This is a genomic window from Micromonospora sp. NPDC048907 (assembly GCF_055586885.1).
Map to the genome: position 1 here is coordinate 156523 of NZ_JBVJHI010000011.1, position 17171 is coordinate 173693.

Annotated in this window: 16 protein-coding genes; 7 read left to right on the forward strand and 9 right to left on the reverse strand. The window is 73.9% G+C overall.

The genetic code is table 11. The features are described 5' to 3' along the window. Position 1: 1 nt before the first annotated feature. The 4 genes from ACZ6PY_RS28970 to ACZ6PY_RS28985 form a co-directional block, all read right to left on the reverse strand. A complete protein-coding gene (locus tag ACZ6PY_RS28970; protein ID WP_466077968.1) occupies positions 2 to 1105 on the reverse strand; it encodes a beta family protein in 1104 nt (367 codons plus the stop codon). Between the two features lie 135 nt (positions 1106 to 1240). Further along, positions 1241 to 1774 (reverse strand): PepSY domain-containing protein, encoded by a 534-nt coding sequence (locus tag ACZ6PY_RS28975; RefSeq protein WP_466077971.1) that lies wholly within the window; start codon positions 1772 to 1774, stop codon positions 1241 to 1243. Between the two features lie 80 nt (positions 1775 to 1854). Further along, positions 1855 to 3126 carry a HAMP domain-containing sensor histidine kinase gene (locus tag ACZ6PY_RS28980; protein WP_466077973.1) on the reverse strand — a complete coding sequence of 424 codons (1272 nt, stop codon included), beginning with the start codon at positions 3124 to 3126 and terminating at the stop codon, positions 1855 to 1857. Further along, positions 3123 to 3815, reverse strand: a complete 693-nt coding sequence (locus ACZ6PY_RS28985) for a response regulator transcription factor (RefSeq protein WP_466077976.1) — start codon at positions 3813 to 3815, stop codon at positions 3123 to 3125. The genes ACZ6PY_RS28980 and ACZ6PY_RS28985 overlap by 4 nt, the downstream gene beginning before the upstream one ends. Before the next feature lie 103 nt (positions 3816 to 3918). Here ACZ6PY_RS28985 and ACZ6PY_RS28990 point away from each other — a divergent pair, with 103 nt between their 5' ends. The 4 genes from ACZ6PY_RS28990 to ACZ6PY_RS29005 all read left to right on the forward strand — a co-directional run bounded on the left by ACZ6PY_RS28990 (position 3919) and on the right by ACZ6PY_RS29005 (position 7310). Then, positions 3919 to 4392, forward strand: coding sequence for a septum formation initiator (locus ACZ6PY_RS28990; protein ID WP_466077979.1), 474 nt, complete (start codon positions 3919 to 3921; stop codon positions 4390 to 4392). 124 nt (positions 4393 to 4516) lie between these two features. Beyond that, positions 4517 to 4921 carry a hypothetical protein gene (locus ACZ6PY_RS28995; protein ID WP_466077982.1) on the forward strand — a complete coding sequence of 135 codons (405 nt, stop codon included), beginning with the start codon at positions 4517 to 4519 and terminating at the stop codon, positions 4919 to 4921. A 365-nt stretch (positions 4922 to 5286) separates the two neighbouring features. Next, positions 5287 to 5679: a cupin domain-containing protein gene (locus ACZ6PY_RS29000; RefSeq protein ID WP_466077985.1), complete on the forward strand. Its 393-nt coding sequence runs from the start codon at positions 5287 to 5289 to the stop codon at positions 5677 to 5679. 263 nt (positions 5680 to 5942) lie between these two features. Continuing rightward, positions 5943 to 7310 (forward strand): pectate lyase, encoded by a 1368-nt coding sequence (locus ACZ6PY_RS29005; RefSeq protein WP_466077988.1) that lies wholly within the window; start codon positions 5943 to 5945, stop codon positions 7308 to 7310. 41 nt (positions 7311 to 7351) lie between these two features. Here ACZ6PY_RS29005 and ACZ6PY_RS29010 read toward each other — a convergent pair whose 3' ends face one another. Together ACZ6PY_RS29010 and ACZ6PY_RS29015 are read right to left on the reverse strand one after the other, a co-directional pair. Continuing rightward, positions 7352 to 8539 (reverse strand): threonine synthase, encoded by a 1188-nt coding sequence (locus tag ACZ6PY_RS29010; protein ID WP_466077991.1) that lies wholly within the window; start codon positions 8537 to 8539, stop codon positions 7352 to 7354. An 8-nt stretch (positions 8540 to 8547) separates the two neighbouring features. Then, positions 8548 to 9582, reverse strand: a complete 1035-nt coding sequence (locus ACZ6PY_RS29015; RefSeq protein ID WP_466077994.1) for a DNA polymerase ligase N-terminal domain-containing protein — start codon at positions 9580 to 9582, stop codon at positions 8548 to 8550. A gap of 118 nt (positions 9583 to 9700) precedes the next feature. Between ACZ6PY_RS29015 and ACZ6PY_RS29020 the strand changes: the two genes are divergently transcribed. Next, positions 9701 to 10489, forward strand: coding sequence for an aldo/keto reductase (locus ACZ6PY_RS29020; protein WP_466077997.1), 789 nt, complete (start codon positions 9701 to 9703; stop codon positions 10487 to 10489). 46 nt (positions 10490 to 10535) lie between these two features. Here ACZ6PY_RS29020 and ACZ6PY_RS29025 read toward each other — a convergent pair whose 3' ends face one another. Continuing rightward, positions 10536 to 11663, reverse strand: a complete 1128-nt coding sequence (locus ACZ6PY_RS29025) for a glycoside hydrolase family 12 protein (RefSeq protein WP_466078001.1) — start codon at positions 11661 to 11663, stop codon at positions 10536 to 10538. Positions 11664 to 11982: 319 nt separating this feature from the next. Here ACZ6PY_RS29025 and ACZ6PY_RS29030 point away from each other — a divergent pair, with 319 nt between their 5' ends. Both ACZ6PY_RS29030 and ctaD read left to right on the forward strand, forming a co-directional pair. Then, on the forward strand, positions 11983 to 13089 hold the full coding sequence (locus ACZ6PY_RS29030; protein ID WP_466078003.1) for an FAD-dependent monooxygenase: 1107 nt from the start codon (positions 11983 to 11985) through the stop codon (positions 13087 to 13089). Between the two features lie 128 nt (positions 13090 to 13217). Then, a complete protein-coding gene (gene ctaD, locus ACZ6PY_RS29035) occupies positions 13218 to 14975 on the forward strand; it encodes an aa3-type cytochrome oxidase subunit I (RefSeq protein ID WP_466078006.1) in 1758 nt (585 codons plus the stop codon). A gap of 199 nt (positions 14976 to 15174) precedes the next feature. Here ctaD and ACZ6PY_RS29040 read toward each other — a convergent pair whose 3' ends face one another. Next, on the reverse strand, positions 15175 to 16389 hold the full coding sequence (locus tag ACZ6PY_RS29040; RefSeq protein ID WP_466078009.1) for an MFS transporter: 1215 nt from the start codon (positions 16387 to 16389) through the stop codon (positions 15175 to 15177). Positions 16390 to 16454: 65 nt separating this feature from the next. Further along, a complete protein-coding gene (locus ACZ6PY_RS29045) occupies positions 16455 to 17036 on the reverse strand; it encodes an isochorismatase family protein (protein ID WP_466078012.1) in 582 nt (193 codons plus the stop codon). Positions 17037 to 17171: the final 135 nt, after the last annotated feature.

Genomic DNA, 17171 nt, shown 5'->3' on the forward strand with positions numbered 1-17171 from the left:
CTCAGCCGGCGCGGCGGGTCTCACCACCGCGCTGCGGCCGGCCGGCGCGCCCCCGCTCGGGGACGTCCTGGTCGGCCCGCCACGGCACGCCGCGCTGCTCCCGCTCCGGGCGGAGCAGCGTGGCCAGCACGTGCGCCAGGTGGTGCGAGGTGCTCCAGGCGATCCAGTTCGCCGGGGAGCCGGCACCCGCGCCGCGCCGCGCCCGGCGCACGATCTCGTGGTCGCCCCACGAGAAGCTCGCACCCGCGGCCGGCCAGTGCGGGGCTGCGACGAGCGTGCGGCACAGGTCGGCGAATCGGTCGTCGCCCCGGCCGCCCCGACGCGACCACCGGTAGACCCACCACGCCCCGCTCGTGGTGTAGCGCAGCGTCGGCAGCCGGTCGCCGGGCCCGTCCGCCCCGGGCACCGCGCAGCCCACGCCGTAGTCGCCGTAACCGACCCCGAGGTCGGCCAGGCGCTGCCAGAGCTGCCAGTCGAAGCGGTCCAGGCGTACCGGCTCGTCGGTCGGGAGCCGGGCGAGCGTCGGCGGCATCCCGCCGGCCGCCACCGTCACCGAGCGCCAGGCGTGCCGCCGGGCCCACTCCACGAGCCGGCCGAGCCGGGGCTCGGCCACCCGGACGTCGGCCGGGCAGCACACGTCCCCCGCGTCGACGAGCAGGTCGCACTGCTCCGGCACCAGCCGGGCCAGGCGCCACACCCGTTCCAGGGCGGCGGTGGTCGCGTCCGGCCCGGCCCGGTCCTGACCGGTCCGCAGCCGGACCACGGCCCGCCGCGCGTACTCCCGGGCGGCCGCGCCGTGCGCCACCAACCGCCGGTCGCCCTCCGTGAGCCCGATCACCGGCACCAGCGGTACGCCCCAGCGGGCCAGCTCGCTCTCCGCCGATTCCGGCAGCACCGAGACGTCGACGGCGGGAAGGAGCCCGGCCGACAGCCGGCCGAGCAGGTCCACAGTGCACGGATCCACCGCGTGGACGTCGATGACCGGGGCGAGCAGCGGAGCGGTGGCGTCGTCGAGGTGGGCCAGCGCCTCCAGCTCACCCCGGCGACCGGCCAGCACCGGGCGGTAGACCGGTTCCGCCGCCCGACCGCCGTGGGCGGGCACCATACTTCAATGTAGCGACCCGATCGCGTTCTGCCACAGGCTTTCCGGACCTCGTCGACAAACCATCCGTCCTGGTGACGGCCGGGCGGCGCGGGTCGGGCCGGGCGGACGTGTCCGCCCGGCCCCGCCCCCGTGCACTCAGTCGTCGCCGCCGGACCGGTCGCCGCCGGACCGGTCGCCGCCGTGGTCGTCGTCCCGGTCGTGCGTGCGGCTCCCGTCGGCCGTCCGCCGCTCGATCTCGACCACGGAGCCGTCCGCGCGGTCGACCTTGATCTCGTAGGTCGTCCCGGAGCGGACGACCTTCACACTCCACACCGGACGGGCGTGCTCGGTCTCCGCCTCGATCTCCACGATCCGGCCCCCGCCGAGCCGGGCCAGCGCGGTCCGGCCGGCCTGCCGCCGGTCCACCGCGCCACGCGGCGCCGGGTCCGGGGCGCCGCGCGTGGGGGCCGCGCCGGCGATCGCCGAGTCGTCCGCTCCGGGGTTGTCGTCGGCGGTGCCGGGGTTGTCGTCGGCGGTGCCGCCGACCGGGTCGGTGACGTCGGCGGTCACGGCGGCCGGCGCGGTGGCCGGACCCGACCCGTCGGCCGTGGTCACGCCGATCGCCGCGCCGGTGACCGCCAGCACCGCGGCCCCGCCGACCGCCGCCAGGACCTGGGAAGTTCGTCGCATCGTCTCCACCTCTCCTCGTTGTCTCCCCGAGGATCGGTCCGGGACGGCTAGCGTCGCGCTACCGGAGGTCCAACGCCCGGTTAAGGCCGCGCCAGCCCCAGCCGCAGTGTCACCACGGCTCCGCCGGGCCCGCCGCCCAGCTCCAGCCGGCCGCCGCTGGTCCGGGCGGCCCGGTCGGCGATGTCCAGACCCAGCCCGGTCGATCCGGCCCGGCTGGCGCCCCGCCGGGCCGACCCGGCCGGCAGGCCCGGGCCGGCGTCCGCCACGGTCACCGCCACCCACCCGGCGTCCCGGCCGAGCCGGACGGTGAACGGCGTGCCGTCCGGCGTGTGCGCGAACACGTTGCCCAGCAGCGCGTCCACGGCGGCGGCCAGCTCGTCACCGGCCACCCGCACCGGCAACGGCCCGGGCGCGAGGTCGAGCGTCACGGTCCGCCCGGTGTCCTCGGCGAGCACCGACCAGAACGCCACCCGCTCGGCGACCACGGCGGCGGCGTCGCAGCCACCGCCCTCGGCCGGCGTACTGCGCCAGCGGGCCTGCCGGATCACGCCGGTCACCGCCCGTTCCAGGCCGTCCACGGCGCCGGTCAACCGGGCCGCGTCCTCCGGGTCGCGCAGCGACTCGGCCTCCAGGCGCAGCACGGTCAGCGGGGTGCGCAGCCGGTGCGACAGGTCGGCCACCTGCTCGCGCTCCTCGCGCAGCAGCACCTGGATCCGCTCGGCCAGGTGGTTGAGGGCGCCCGCGACCTCCCGCAGCTCGGCCGGCCCGGCCGGCTCGACCCGGGCGTCCAGCTCGGCGTTGGCGAGCCGCTGGGAGACCGCGCCCAGATCGGCGATCGGCCGGACCAGAGTGCGGGCCAGCCGGTCGGCGACGGCCAGCCCCACCAGCACCAGGAGCATGCCGAGCAGCGCCAGCACGAGCCAGGCCCGGGTCACCCCGGCGGTCAGCTCCGCGCGGGGGACCACGGTGCGGATCACCGCTGTGCCGTCCGGCCTCCCCTGGACCGCGATGACCACCTCCCGGCCGGCGGCGGACTCGACGGTCAGGCTCTGCCCCCGCGCGGCGAGAGCCACCGCCGGGGTACGCGGCACCCGCACGCCGAGCACGGTGCCGTCCGGCAGGAACACGCTCACCTCGCGACCCGAGTCGGCGGCGAGATGGTCGACGGTCAGCCGGACGGTGTCCGGGTCGGCCGTGCCGACCACCGCCACCAGGCCCTGCGCGTCGGCGGCGGCCCGGACGGTGGCCCGGTCCGCGGCGACCGTGCGCACCAGCACGGCCAGCGGCACCAGGAACGCGACCATGACGAGCACCCCGACGGCGGCGACCAGCAGCGCGAGCCGGCCCCTCACCGGCTGCTCCCCGGCGCGTCCAGCCGCACCCCGACCCCCCGGACGGTGTGCAGGTAGCGCGGTTCCTGGGCGCTCTCGCCGAGCTTGCGCCGCAACCAGGACAGGTGCACGTCGACGGTCTTGTCGGCCCCGCCGTACGGGATCCGCCACACCTCGGTGAGCAGCTCGCGCTTGGTGACGACCTGCCCGGGCCGGCCGGCGAGGTGGTGCAGCAGGTCGAACTCGCGGGGCGTCAGCTCGACCGGCGCCCCGTCGAGCGTGACCTGCCGCGCCCGCGGGTCGATCCGCAGCCCACCGACCACGAGCACCGGGTCCGTCCCGGTATCGGCGGTCGAGCGGCGCAGCACGGCCCGCGCCCGGGCGTCGAGCTGGGCCGCGGTGAAGGGCTTCACCAGGTAGTCGTCGGCGCCCGCGTCCAGCATCCGGACGATCTCGGCCTCGTCGTCGCGGGCGGTCGCCACGATGACCGGTACCGAACTGACCGCGCGCAGCATCCGCAGCAGCTCACCGCCGTCCAGATCGGGCAGTCCGAGGTCGAGCACGACGAGGTCGGGCCGCTCGTCCAGCGCGTCGCGCAGCCCGTCCAGCGCGGTCGAGGCGGCGGCGACCGCGTGCCCCCGCTCGCGCAGGGCCCGGAGCAGCGGGCCGCGGATGGTCAGGTCGTCCTCGATGAGCAGCAGCCGGGCCACGGTTGGCAGGCTAGTCGCTCCGGCGGCCCGGACCCGCCCTCGTTAACCCCGCCTTAGCGTTCCCCGAAGCCCCGCACAACCCGGGATCGGGGAGACTCGAAGCATGGGCCGTCGTCCGATCCTCGCCGTCGCCGGGTGGCTGGCCACCACCGCCGCCGCCACCCTCGTCGGGCTGGCCGCGGTCCAACTGGTCGGCAGCGGCATCACCGGCACCCCGGGAGGCGTACGCGACCCGCGCGAGGTGGCCCGTGCGCTCGCCTCGCCCGCGCCGGTGGCCACGACGCCGGGCACGGGCCCCACGGCGGGCGCGACGCCGGCGGTCACCCCGGCGAGCCGCCCGCTGGCAACGAGTGGGACCGCGCGCACCTTCCGCACCGCCGGAGGGACGGCCCTCGCCGAGTGCGTGCCGGCCGGTGTGCGGCTGGTGTCCTGGTCCCCGGCGCAGGGCTACCGGGTGAAGGACTTCGACCGGGGGCCGGACGACCGCGTCGAGGTGCGCTTCGTCGGCCCCGAGGGGGAGTACGAACTGCGCCTGCGCTGCCGCGGCTCCGAGCCGGTCGCCACCCCGGACGACTGACGTTTTCCCAGCTCAGAGGGGCCAACTGTCCTTGATCGGACAGTGCCGTCGCTGGTTGGTGGACGGGGGGCCGGCATAGCTTCGGGAGCATGCCGCCGTCGCACCGGTGGCAGGAAGGACCCCCATGGCCAGCTCCAGATCGAGGCGGGGCCCGGCCGGCCAGCCCGCCGCCGACATGGCGGAGGTCGCCCGTGCCGACCGCGAGATCAACTCCTGCACGCCGGTCGGCCTGCCGGCCACCGCCCGCGTGTTGTTCGCCGTGGTCGAGGCGAACGGCACCCTGATCCGGGGGCTGGGCGCCACGTCGGCCACCCGGCTGGGCACCGGGATGTACCAGGTCGGCTTCGACCAGGACGTCGCCGGCGCCGCGTACGTCGGCACGGTGGGTCTGATCGCCCCGGGTGGGCTGGCCCCGCAGGGGGCGATCACCGTGGCGCCCCGGACCGGCATCCCCAACGCGGTCTTCGTCGAGACGTACGCCGCGAGCGGCCACACCGACCGCCCGTTCCACCTGGCCGTTCTCGCCTGACCCGGGGTTGCCGCCCGGTGGCGGCACCGCGTGGTGCGTTGCCACCGTCTGCTCGTCGCGGCCGTCGTGGCGCTGGTCCGGTCGGGGTCGACGCTCGTGCTGGCCGGGCGCCGCGGGAACTGACGCGCAGACGAGCGCACGGCGCCGCCCGACCTGGGTCGTAACGTCGCCGCGCTCTGGCCGTCTCCCACCACCGCAGCCGTACGGCGGTACGAAAGCGGGGACCTGGCTCGACCGGCCGGGCGTGCACCGGTCTTGTGAGCGCAGATGCCCGTCCAGAGGGGATCCAAACCCCGCGCGGGTGGGGAATTCCACCATTTGCGAGTCCCGGCGTGAGCGGCGCGGGGACCGGGTATGAGCGGGCCATGGAGCATTTCACGATCGCGACCGTCGCCGAGAAGAGCCCCGACTTCCGCCGCGTGCTGTGGACCGGCCAGCACACCCAGTTGGTGATCATGACGATCCCGGCGGGCGGGGAGATCGGCGAGGAGGTCCACGAGGGCATCGATCAGATCCTGACCTTCGTCAGCGGCACGGGCGAGGCGCGGGTGGCCGGGGAGAAGAAGGACGTCGTGGCGGGCGACCTGGTGGTCGTGCCGGCCGGCACGAAGCACAACTTCGTCAACACCGGCCCCAACCCGCTCGTGCTGTACACGGTGTACGGGCCGCCGGAGCACGCCGACGGGGCGGTGCACCGGACCAAGGAGGAGGCCGACGCGGCCGAGGAGGCCGGCGAGGACGAGCCGCCGACCTCCTGACGCCCGCCCGCTCCCCGCGCTCCACCACCGTGCCGTGGTGGAGCGCGAGCGGCGTGAGCTGCAACATTCCTGCACATCACAGCCATTGACGTTGATCTCTGCACGGGCCTAGCCTGCTGGTACGGGAAAGCCCTTTCCTGGGCCCCGTCACCCCGCGACCGGAGTCCGGGCCTCCGGCGGGGCGCACCGACCGTCGCGACCGCGGCCAGGCGTCGGCCTCCAGCCGTGGCGGTCCACCACCACGTGCCTCAAGGAGGACCACCGTGCAGACCTCACGTGCCAGGCTCCGACGCCCGCTGCTGCTCGCGGCGTGCGCCGGAGCCACCGTGGCGGCGCTCGCCGCCGGGACGATGACGTCGGCCTTCGCCGCCACCGTCTTCTCCGACACCTTCTCCGACGGCGACGCCGCCGGCTGGTCCAAGTCCGGCGGGACCTGGGCGGTCGCCGACGGCGCCCTCACCCAGTCCAGCACGTCCAGCGAGCTGGCCCGCCAGTTCGCCGGCCAGAGCGCCTGGACCGACTACCAGGTGCAGGCCCGGGTGCGGCCCACCGGGTTCGGTTCGTCCGGCGCCCTGGTCGGGATCGCGGCCCGGGCCAGCAGCAGCACGAAGATGTACCGGTTGGCGCTGCTCGGCTCGGGCCGGGCCGAACTCCAGGCGGTCAACGGCAGCCAGGTCACCTCGCTCGGCTCGGCGGCGGTCGGCGCGGCCACCGGCACCTGGTACACCCTGAGGATCGAGGCCAGCGGCAGCACCATCCGCGGCTACGTCAACGGCGCCCAGGTCGGGGCCGGCAGCAACAGCCTCGTGGGCGCCGGCCGGATCGGGCTGGTCACCGCGTATGCGGCCGGCAGCTTCGACGACGTCGCGGTGGACTCCTCGGTCAGCACCCCGACCACGCCGCCGACCAGCACCCCGCCCGGCTCGCCCACCCCGACCCCCACCGGCACCGCGCCGCCGCCGGCCTCGTGGCCCACGCCCACCGCCAGCGTCAAGGTGGACGCCACCATCGGAGTCTCCGGCACCTTCGACGGCGGGATGAAGCGCTACTACGGCATCGGCGACGGCGGGCAGTCGGAGAGCCAGGACCCGATGTTCGAGCTGGCCGCCGGCGCCACCCTGCGCAACGTGATCATCGGTGCGCCGGCCGGCGACGGCGTGCACTGCGAGGGCGACTGCACGCTGCTCAACGTCTGGTGGGAGGACGTCGGCGAGGACGCGGCCACCTTCCGGGGCGGCACCACCTACACGGTCGACGGCGGGGGCGCCCGGTCGGCCAGCGACAAGGTGTTCCAGCACAACGGTCCCGGCACCGTCCACATCCGCAACTTCCGGGTGGAGAGCTCCGGCAAGCTCTACCGGGCCTGCGGCAACTGCTCCACCTCCTACCAGCGCCACGTGGTGATGGACAACGTCACCGCCACCGGCACCAAGGTGCTGGCCGGCATCAACACCAACTGGGGCGACACGGCCCGGTTCAGCCGGATCACCATCCTCAACGACCCGAACCGGTCCACCCGGATCTGCGTCAAGTACCAGGGCGTGCCGAAGGGCAGCGAGCCGAAGGAGATCGGCGAGGGCGCCGACGGGGTGAACTGCCTCTACTCCGCCTCCGACATCACCTACCGGTAGGGCGGTCCGGCGCGGGCGCCCCGGTTGCCGGGGCGCCCGCGTCACACCGTCGGCACGCCCGAGACGTCCACCGTCTCCGGGTACTTGATGCCGGCGCCGGTGTTCAACACCACCACCCGCTCGCCGGGGCGGATCCAGCCCCCGGCCCGCAGCTGCCGGGCGGCGGTCAGGCAGGCCGCGCCCTCGGGGCAGAGCAGCAGGCCCTCCCGGGCGGCGAAGTCGCGCAGGTCGACGAGGATCTCCGCGTCGTCCACGGCGATCGCGGTGCCGCTGCTCTCCCGCAACGCGGCCAGGATCAGCTCGTCGCCGAGCGGGGCCGGCACGGTGATGCCGAACGCCAGGGTCCGCGCGTCCGCCCACGGGGTGGCCCGGGGCTCGCCGGCCGCGAACGCCCGGACGATCGGCGCGCAGCCGGTGGACTGCACGGCGACCAGGCGGGGCAGCCGGTCCTCCACCCACCCCAGCTCACGCAGCTCGTGCAGCGCCTTGTGGATGCCGATCAGCCCGACGCCGCCCCCGGTCGGATAGATGATCACGTCGGGCACCTGCCAGCCGAGCTGCTCGACGATCTCGTACCCCATGGTCTTCTTGCCCTCGAGCCGGTACGGCTCGCGCAGCGTGCCGGCGTCGAAGATCCGCCCGCCCGACTCGGCGACCAGCCCGGCCACCCACCGGCCGGCGTCGCTGATCAGGCCGTCCACGAGCCGCAGGTCCGCCCCGGCGGCGACGCACTCCCGCCGGCAGATGGTGGGCGCGTCGAGCGGCATGGCGATGGTCGCGCCCATCCCGGCCCGGGCCGCGTACGTCGCCCAGGCCGCCCCGGCGTTGCCGTTGGTGGGCATGGCGATCCGCTCGACGCCCAGCTCCCGGGCCCGGCTCACCCCGACCGCCGCGCCCCGGGCCTTGAACGACCCGGTCGGGGTCAGTCCCTCGTCCTTCACGATCAGGTCCGGAATCCCGATCTCGTGCCCGTACGCCGGGGCGCGCAGCAGCGGCGTCCAGCCCTCGCCCAGCGTGGTGACGAAGCGGGGATCGGCCACCGGCAGCAGCTCCCGGTAGCGCCACAGGTCGGCCGGGCGCAGCCCGAACTGCTCGGGGGTGACCGCCGCGGCCACGGCGGCCAGGTCGTAGCGGGCCAGCAGCGGGGAACCGCACCCGCACAGGTTCTGCAGCTTGTCGGCCGGATGCCGCTCGCCGCAGCGCGGGCACTCCAGGTGCGTCAGGTGCACGAGGCTCCTCAGCTCGGGTCGAGGCTCAGCCAGTGCCGGCTGCGCCGACCCGGCTCGTAGGGGGAGTCGAGGCGCTTGGCCACCACCCCCGGGAGCCCCTGTTCGCGGGCGGTTCGCAGGGCGTCCGCGCCGACCCCCGGGAACCACGGCGGAGTCTGCCAGTGCGGGCCGGTCAGCGCCAGACCGTCGAGCAGTTCCCGGCGCTGCGCGTACGGCACGTCGAGGCTGGTCACGCCCTCCAGCCAGAGCAGGTCGACGGCGAGGAACTGCCCGTCGCGCTTCGTCGGCGGCTTCACCCGCCCGCCCGGGTCGATCCGGACCAGCACGCCGTCGAGCACCGCCTCGACCGGGGCCAGCTCCTCGGCCATCGCCCGCAGCCACGGATACGCCCCGGTGACCTCCTCGTCGGAGGAGTCGAGCAGCCGGAGCCGGCCGCCGGAGACGTACGCCATGGCCCGCACCCCGTCCCAGCGCAGCTCGTACCCCCAGGCGGCCTCGTCCTTCGGTAGCCCCCCGCCGGGGGTGGTGTGCATCGGCCGGACCAGCTCGGGCATCGGGGTCCAGCCCTCCGGGGCCGGGTCGGTGCGGCGGACCATCCAGTCCCGGCCCCGGCCGCCGGTGGCGAAGAGGACGTACCGCCCCTTCGTCCGCCGGCCGTCCAGGACCACGATCACCTCGTCGTCGCGCCACTTCTCCACGCGGTAGGTGCCGGTGTCGTGGACGGTCATCCTCCCGCCGCCGTACTCGCCGGCCGGGATCTCGCCGTGGAAGGTGAGGTACTCCATCGGGTGGTCCTCGGTGTGCACGGCCAGGTGGTTGCGGCCCGGGTCGCGGGGCAGCCCGCGCGGCACCGCCCACGAGGCCAGCACGCCGTCGTGCTCCAGCCGCAGGTCCCAGTGCAGGCTCCGGGCGTGGTGCTGCTGGATGACGAACCGGGGCTTGCGCCGCGCGGCCCGCTTCCGCTCCGGGGTCTCCTCCGGCACCGGCTCCGGGGTACGCGCCGCGTCCCGTTTCCGCCGGTACTCCTCCAGCCGGTCAGCCACCCCCGCATTCTCCGGCAGGTTCGGCCTCATCGCCCGGTTCCTGCCTCTTCCGTCCCGTCCGCCCGCCGCGCGGCGGGTCGCCGGCATGGCGGCGGCGATCAGGGGTAGAAGCGTCGGTATGGACCTCGACCAGCCCACCGTCCCGCTCACCGGCGACGTCCGGATGCCGCTGCTCGGCTTCGGCACCTGGCAGGCCACCGGCAACGCCGGTTACGACGCCGTGCTCGCCGCTCTCGACGCCGGTTACCGGCACATCGACACCGCCACGATGTACGGCAACGAGAAGGAGGTCGGCCGGGCCATCGCGGAGAGCGGGCTGCGCCGCGAGGACCTCTTCATCACCACGAAGCTGCCGCCCGACCGGGTGGGCCGGGAGCGGGAGACCATCGAGGCGAGCCTGGCCGCCCTGGACACCGACCACGTCGACCTGTGGCTGATCCACTGGCCGCCGTCCTCGCCCGGCGACAGCATCCCGGTCTGGCGCGAGATGCTCGCGGCCCGGGACGCGAACCTGGCGCGGGCCGTCGGGGTGAGCAACTACAGCATCAGCCAGATCGACGAGCTCATCCAGGCCACCGAGGAGACCCCGGCGGTCAACCAGATCCGGTGGAGCCCGTCCCTGTACGACCGGCAGGTGCACGCCGCCCACCGGGACCGCGGGGTGGTGCTGGAGGGCTACAGCCCGTTCAAGACCAGTGACCTCGCCGACCCGGTGCTGGTCCGGATCGCCCAGGCGCACGACGTCTCGCCGGCCCAGGTGGTGCTGCGCTGGCACATCGACCACGAGATCGTGGTCATCCCGAAGTCGGTCACCCCGGAGCGGATCCGGGTCAACGCCGACGTGTTCCGGTTCTCGCTCACCGCCGAGGAGATGCGCGACATCGACGCCCTGGGCGGGTCGGCGTGAGACGGGGCGCGGCCCGTGCGGACCGCGCCCCGGGATCAGGTGGGTGTCACGCCCTGGTGCAGGTGCTGCCGTTGAGGGTGAAGCTGCTCGGCGTGGAGAACCCGCCGCTCAGCGTCGCCTGGTAGCCGAAGCTGGTCGAGGCTCCCGGTGCCAGCGTGCCGTTGTAGCTCAGGTTCCGCGCGGTCACCGCGGACCCGCTCTGCGTCACGGTGGCGTTCCACGAGCCGGTGATGGTCTGCCCCGAGGGCAGGTTGTAGTTCAACGTCCAGCCGTTGACGGTGCTGGAGCCGGTGTTGGTGACCGTCACGTCGGCGGTGAAGCCGTTGTTCCAGACGTTGGTCGTGTACTTCACCGAGCAGGCGGCGTTGCCCGGCGGCGGCGTGGTGGTCGGCGGCGGCGTGGTCGGCGTACCGCCGCCGGTGTTGACGCTCTGCGAGAAGGAGTTGACGGCCAGGCCGACGCCGCCCTGCCACGGCTCGAAGCCGGCCTGGATGCTGGTCAGGTACCAGTCGCTGGTGATCGCGCCGCGGTTCTTCGTGTCGTTGATGAACGCCATGGCGTCGAAGCTCAGGCTGGTGATGGGGGACGGCGCCACGTACGAGATGACGTTGTTCGAGCCGTTGCTGCCCCGCCAGACCTCCCAGGTCCGGCCCGCGACGCTGGCGGTGCCGACCACGGAGCCGATCGGCTGGATCGGGCCCTGCCGGTTGAACCAGACCATGATCTCCATCTGGCTGACCCCGTCCTTCTTCGGCGTCGGGTCGAGCCAGATGTCGTAGGCGGCGTCGTAGACCGCGCCGCTGACGTAGTTGTAGCTGATGCTGCTCGGCGCGCTGCTGATGTTCCTCACCTGCACCGGCAGGTTGGTGCCGGGTGAGCAGTTGGTGTAGTGGCAGCCCACGAAGATCGACGGGTACGAGACCGGCGCGCCGCTGGTGTTCCCCGTCCCGTCCTGCCGGGTGATGGAGAAGCCGGTGGAGGTCACGTTGATGCACTGCTGCGCGCTGGTGCCCCAGCGGTTGTTCTGCACGACGTACTTTCCGCCGATGGTGGTCGACCCGTACTGCTCGCAGATCTGGGTGTCGGCGGAGGCGGTGCCGCCGAGCGCGACGGCGACGATCGAGCCGGCGGCCAGCAGGCCGGCCGCGGCGAGGGCCCTCAGTGGACGCTTCATGATGCTCCGATTCGTGTCGGTGGAAGGTGCCGGGAGCGCTCCCACGCTCACGCCAACACATTTACATGTCTGAAACTCCGGCGCAACCGTTCCGACCGAGTTGATCGCCCTGCCCACGGTGTGTGAGCGGGCCGTGGCACCGTGGTGTCGCACCGGCGGCCGGGTCCCCCGGTCGGGGCGGGATTCCCGCCGGTGGGAGGGCTCCCGGCCGCTGACCGGGCCTCCACGCCAGGGCCGATGGGCACTTCCGCCGCTTGGTTGCGGCGAGTAATGTCTTGCCTCCAACGCGTTCCGAACCCCTCCGGAGGCGTACCCCACGATGGGTGGTTCCCCCCTGCGCATCCTCGTCGTCGGCGCGGGCATCGCCGGTCTCGCCGTGGCCCGTGCGCTGCGCCTCGCGGGATTCCGCCCCGACGTGACCGAGAAGCTCCCGCCGGCCGAGCGCGCCGACATCGGCCTCTACCTCCCGGGCAACGCGGCCCGGGCGCTGCGCCGGCTCGACCTCGACGGCCCGGTACGCCCCCTCGGCGAGGTCATCCACCGGCAGCGCTTCCTGGACGCCACCGGCGCGCCGCTCTGCGAGGTCGACCTCGACGCGCTCTGGGCCGGGGTGGGGGAGTGCCGCGCGCTGCCCCGCGCCGAGCTGCACCGGGTGCTGCTCACCGGCGCCGGCGGCGCCGTCCGGCACGGGGCCGAGGTCAGCACCGTCGACCCGCTGCCCGGCGGCGTCGCAGTCGGGTTCACCGACGGCACCAGCGGCGAGTACGACCTGGTCATCGGCGCCGACGGGCCCCGCTCGGCGGTGCGCACCCTGGCCGCGCTCGGCGGCCCGCCCCGCCCCGCCGGCCAGGTGGTCTACCGCAGCGTGGTGCGCGGCGGCCCCCCGGTCGCCGACTGGACCGCCCTGCTCGGCCAGCGCGCCGGCTTCCTGGTGGTGCCGCTCGGCGCCGGCCGGCTGCACTGCTATGCCGACGAGGCCGGCACCAGCCTGCCGGCCGACCCGCGCGCCCGGCTGCACGAGCTGTTCGACGACTACGGCGGCCCGGTGCCCGAGGTGCTCGCCGCGCTGGAGACCGTGGACGTGGAGCTCACCGAGGAGGTCGAGCTGGGGCGCTGGTTCCACGGCCGGGTGCTGCTCGTCGGTGACGCGGCTCACGCCACCGCGCCGACGCTCTCCCAGGGCGCCGCCATGGCGCTGGAGGACGCCGTGGTGCTCGCCGAGTCGCTGCGGGCCGCCGGCAGCGTCGACGCCGCCCTGCTCGCGTACGAGAGTCGCCGCCGCCCGCGTACCCGCTGGGTGCGGGACCGGACCCGGGACCGCAACCGCACCCGCGACGTGCCGCCGGCGCTGCGCGACCCCTTGCTGCGCGGACGCGGCGGGCGGATCTTCCAGGAGCACTACCGGCTGCTGACCGGCCCCCTCTAGAAGCGGCGGTGATCGTAGCCGCCACCCCACGAAGCGGGGCCACCTACCGGGGACTATCCTCCTTGCGGATGACGGCTGCGCAGATCAAGAGCGCGCCGAGCGGGACAACCCAGAACCGGAGGCCACTCGTGACCACCGTCGCACCCAAGCCGGTCGTGACCCGGCCCTGGCCGGTCCGCGAGCCGGTCAAGGGGTCGGCAATCGCGCGGCTGCTGCGCACCACGGACGCGAAGCAGATCGGGATCATGTACATGGTCACCGCGTTCGCGTTCTTCATGATCGGTGGGCTGATGGCCCTGATCATGCGCGCCGAGCTGGCGCGGCCGGGCCTGCAGTTCCTGTCGCCCGAGCAGTACAACCAGCTCTTCACCATGCACGGCACGATCATGCTGCTGTTCTTCGCGACGCCCATCGTGTTCGCGTTCGGCAACTACGTGGTGCCGCTGCAGATCGGCGCGCCCGACGTGTCGTTCCCCCGGCTGAACGCCTTCGCCTACTGGCTGTACCTGTTCGGCGGCACCATGGCCACCGCCGGGTTCATCGCCCCGGGCGGCGCAGCCGACTTCGGCTGGACGGCGTACACGCCGCTGAGCACCGCCGAGCACTCGCCGGGCGTCGGCGGGAACATGTGGATCGTCGGGCTGGCGATCTCCGGTCTGGGCACGATCCTCGGCGCGGTCAACATGATCACCACGATCCTGACCCTGCGCGCGCCCGGCATGACCATGTTCCGGATGCCGATCTTCACCTGGAACCTGCTGGTCACCAGCCTGCTGGCGATCCTGGTCTTCCCGCTGCTGGCCGCCGCGCTCTTCGCGCTCGCCGCGGACCGCCTGATCGGCGCCCACGTGTACGACCCCGCGACCGGCGGCCCGCTGCTCTGGCAGCACCTGTTCTGGTTCTTCGGGCACCCCGAGGTCTACATCATCGCGCTGCCGTTCTTCGGCATCATCAGCGAGATCATCCCGGTCTTCTCCCGGAAGCCGATCTTCGGCTACAAGGGTCTGGTGGCCGCGACCATCGCCATCGCCGCCCTGTCGATGAGCGTGTGGGCGCACCACATGTTCGTCACCGGCCAGGTGCTGCTGCCGTTCTTCAGCTTCCTGAGCTACCTGATCGCCGTGCCGACCGGCATGAAGTTCTTCAACTGGATCGGCACCATGTGGCGGGGTCAGATCAGCTTCGAGACGCCGATGCTCTGGGCGGTCGGCTTCCTGGTGACCTTCCTCTTCGGCGGCCTGACCGGTGTGCTGCTGGCCAGCCCGCCGCTGGACTTCCACGTCTCCGACTCCTACTTCGTGGTGGCGCACTTCCACTACGTGCTCTTCGGCACCATCGTGTTCGCCGTCTTCGGCGGCATCTACTTCTGGTTCCCGAAGATGTTCGGCCGGATGCTCGACGAGCGCCTCGGCAAGATCCACTTCTGGCTGACCATGATCGGCTTCCACACCACGTTCCTGGTCCAGCACTGGCTCGGCGCCGAGGGCATGCCCCGCCGCTACGCCGACTACCTGCCCGGTGACGGCTTCACGTTCCTGAACACCTTCTCCACCGTCGGCGCGTTCATCACCGGCATCTCGACCCTGCCGTTCATCTGGAACTGCTGGAAGTCGTACAAGACCGGTCCGGTGGTCGAGGTCGACGATCCGTGGGGCCACGGCAACTCGCTCGAGTGGGCCACCAGCTCGCCGCCGCCGCTGCGGAACTTCGACCGGATGCCGCGGATCCGCTCCGAGCGGCCGGCCTTCGACCTCAAGTTCCCCGAGCTGGCCGCCGGCCAGTCCCTGGCCGGGCCGCCAGAGGGCGGCGCCAAGCCGCTCACCAGCGAGTCCGACGGTGGCGCCAGCTACCAGGAGGACACCGAGGGCCGGCTCAACAAGAGCTGATCCAGAGCGACACAGCGACGGGCGCCGCACCCCACCGGGGTGCGGCGCCCGCCGCCTTTCCCGCCCCCTGCCACCCCACCCTCGACCGGTTGATCATGAGGTTGGCGGCGATGTGGATCTCCTAAACCGCCGCCAACCTCATGATCAACCGGGGCTGCCGGGCCAGGGGTGGGGTGGGGGCGGGGTGGGTGGCCGGAGGTCAGCGGGTGGCGGGGGTCAGTTCCTGGGGGGTGGGGGTGGCGGTTGCTTCGCGGCGGTGGCGGAGTTCGATCGGGAGGACCGCGAGGGCGACCAGCACGCCGATCGCCCCGGTGACCGCGAACCCCCAGGCCGGGGCCGAGGCGTCGATCACCGCGCCGGCCAGCGGCGCGCCGAGAGCGATGCCGACCGTGACGGCCGAGCCGTGCAGGCCCATGGCCTCGCCACGGACGCCGGCCGGGGCGAGCCGGCTCACCGCGTCCGAGGTCGACGCGATGGAGGGCGCGCAGAGCGCCCCGGCCGGGACGAGCGTCAGGCAGAGCAGCCACCAGTGCGACCCGCCCAGCCCGACCGGGATGGTGGTCAGGCTCAGCGCCCCCACCAGGACCAGCGGGGAGATTGAGCGGGTGACCGCCCCGTAGGCGAAGCCCCCCGCCAGCGAGGCGACCGCCCACATGGCCAGGACGGCGCCCGTCCAGCCGACCTCGCCACCCTTGCGCAGCACGGCGACCACCGCGACGTCCGTGCCGCCGAGCACCAGGGTGGCGGCCAGGCTGACCGCCAGCACGGCGAGCAGCCGGGGGGTGACCCATTCCCGGCGAGGCACCTTGCGGGCCGGGCCGGCCGGCTCGTCGGCGGCGCGGGTGGGCGGGTCGAGCAGCCAGAAGCAGATGCCGGAGGCGACGATCCCGGCGCCGACCGCCCACATGGTCAGCCGGGGCGACACGGCGGCGGCCATGGCCACGGCCAGCGCCGGGCCGACCATGAACGAGAGCTCCACCGACATCGAGTCGAGGGCGTACGCGGGGCGGCGCCGCTCGGCGGGCACCAGCGCGGCGACCGACTGGCGGACCACCGAGAACACCGGCAGCGCGAACAGCCCGGCCAGGAACGCGGTGGGCAGCAGCACCGGGTACGACAGGGTCGGCGCGCTGGCCCAGAAGAGGCCCTCGGCGATCGTGGTGAGCAGCAGCACCGGGCGCAGGCCGCGCCGGTCGACCAGCCGGCCGAGCAGCGGGGAGCCGAGCGCGGCCCCGATGGTGGAGGCGGCCCCGACCAGCCCGGCCGCGCCGTAGCCGCGACCGAGGTCGAGCACGACGTGGAAGGTGAGCGTCACGCCGGTCGCGGTGAGCGGGATGCGCGCCAGCACCGAAATCAGCAGCAACGACCGGAGACCGGGCAGGGCGAGTGCCTCCCGGTAAGGCTTCAAATTCACGACGGTCCGTACCTCCGGCCGTCAATCCTCGACCGGGGGTACGACAGCCGCAACCGATTACCTGCTCAAGCGGCCCTGATCACAGGCTCGCCGACCGTGGTGACCCCGGCGCCGTCGAAGGCCCGCAGCGCCACGTCCAGCGTGTCGGGCGCGACGGCGGCGGTCAGGTCCAGCAGCACGGTGGTCGCGAAGCCCTCCCGGGCCGCGTCGAGCGCGGTGGCCCGGACGCAGTGGTCGGTGGCGATGCCCACCACGTCGACCCGGTCGACGTCGTGCCGGCGCAGCCAGTCGGCCAGGCACTCGCCGTCGTCGGCGTGCCCCTCGAAACCGGAGTACGCGGCCGCGTGCTCGCCCTTGTGGAAGATCACCTCCACCCGGTCGGTCGCCAGGTCCGGGTGGAACTCCGAGCCGGCGGTGCCCACCACGCAGTGCCGGGGCCAGGAGTCGACGTAGTCCGGCGGGTCGCCGAAGTGGGCGCCCGGGTCGATGTGGAAGTCCTTCGTCGCGACCACGTGGTCCCAGCGCCCCGGCTCGGCGGCGAGCAGCCGGGTGATGCCGGCGGCGACCCCCGCCCCGCCGGCCACGGCCAGGGAGCCGCCCTCGCAGAAGTCCTTCTGCACGTCCACGATGATCAAGGCGTTGGCCATCTCGGTCCTCTCAGCTCGCGGGTACGACGGTCACCGGGACGGCCGGGTCGCCGCCGGAGAGCTTGAGCCCCTCCCACGGGATGGAGATCAGGCACTCCCGCAGGTGCTCCCGTGACTCGTCGAGGGTGGGCAGCG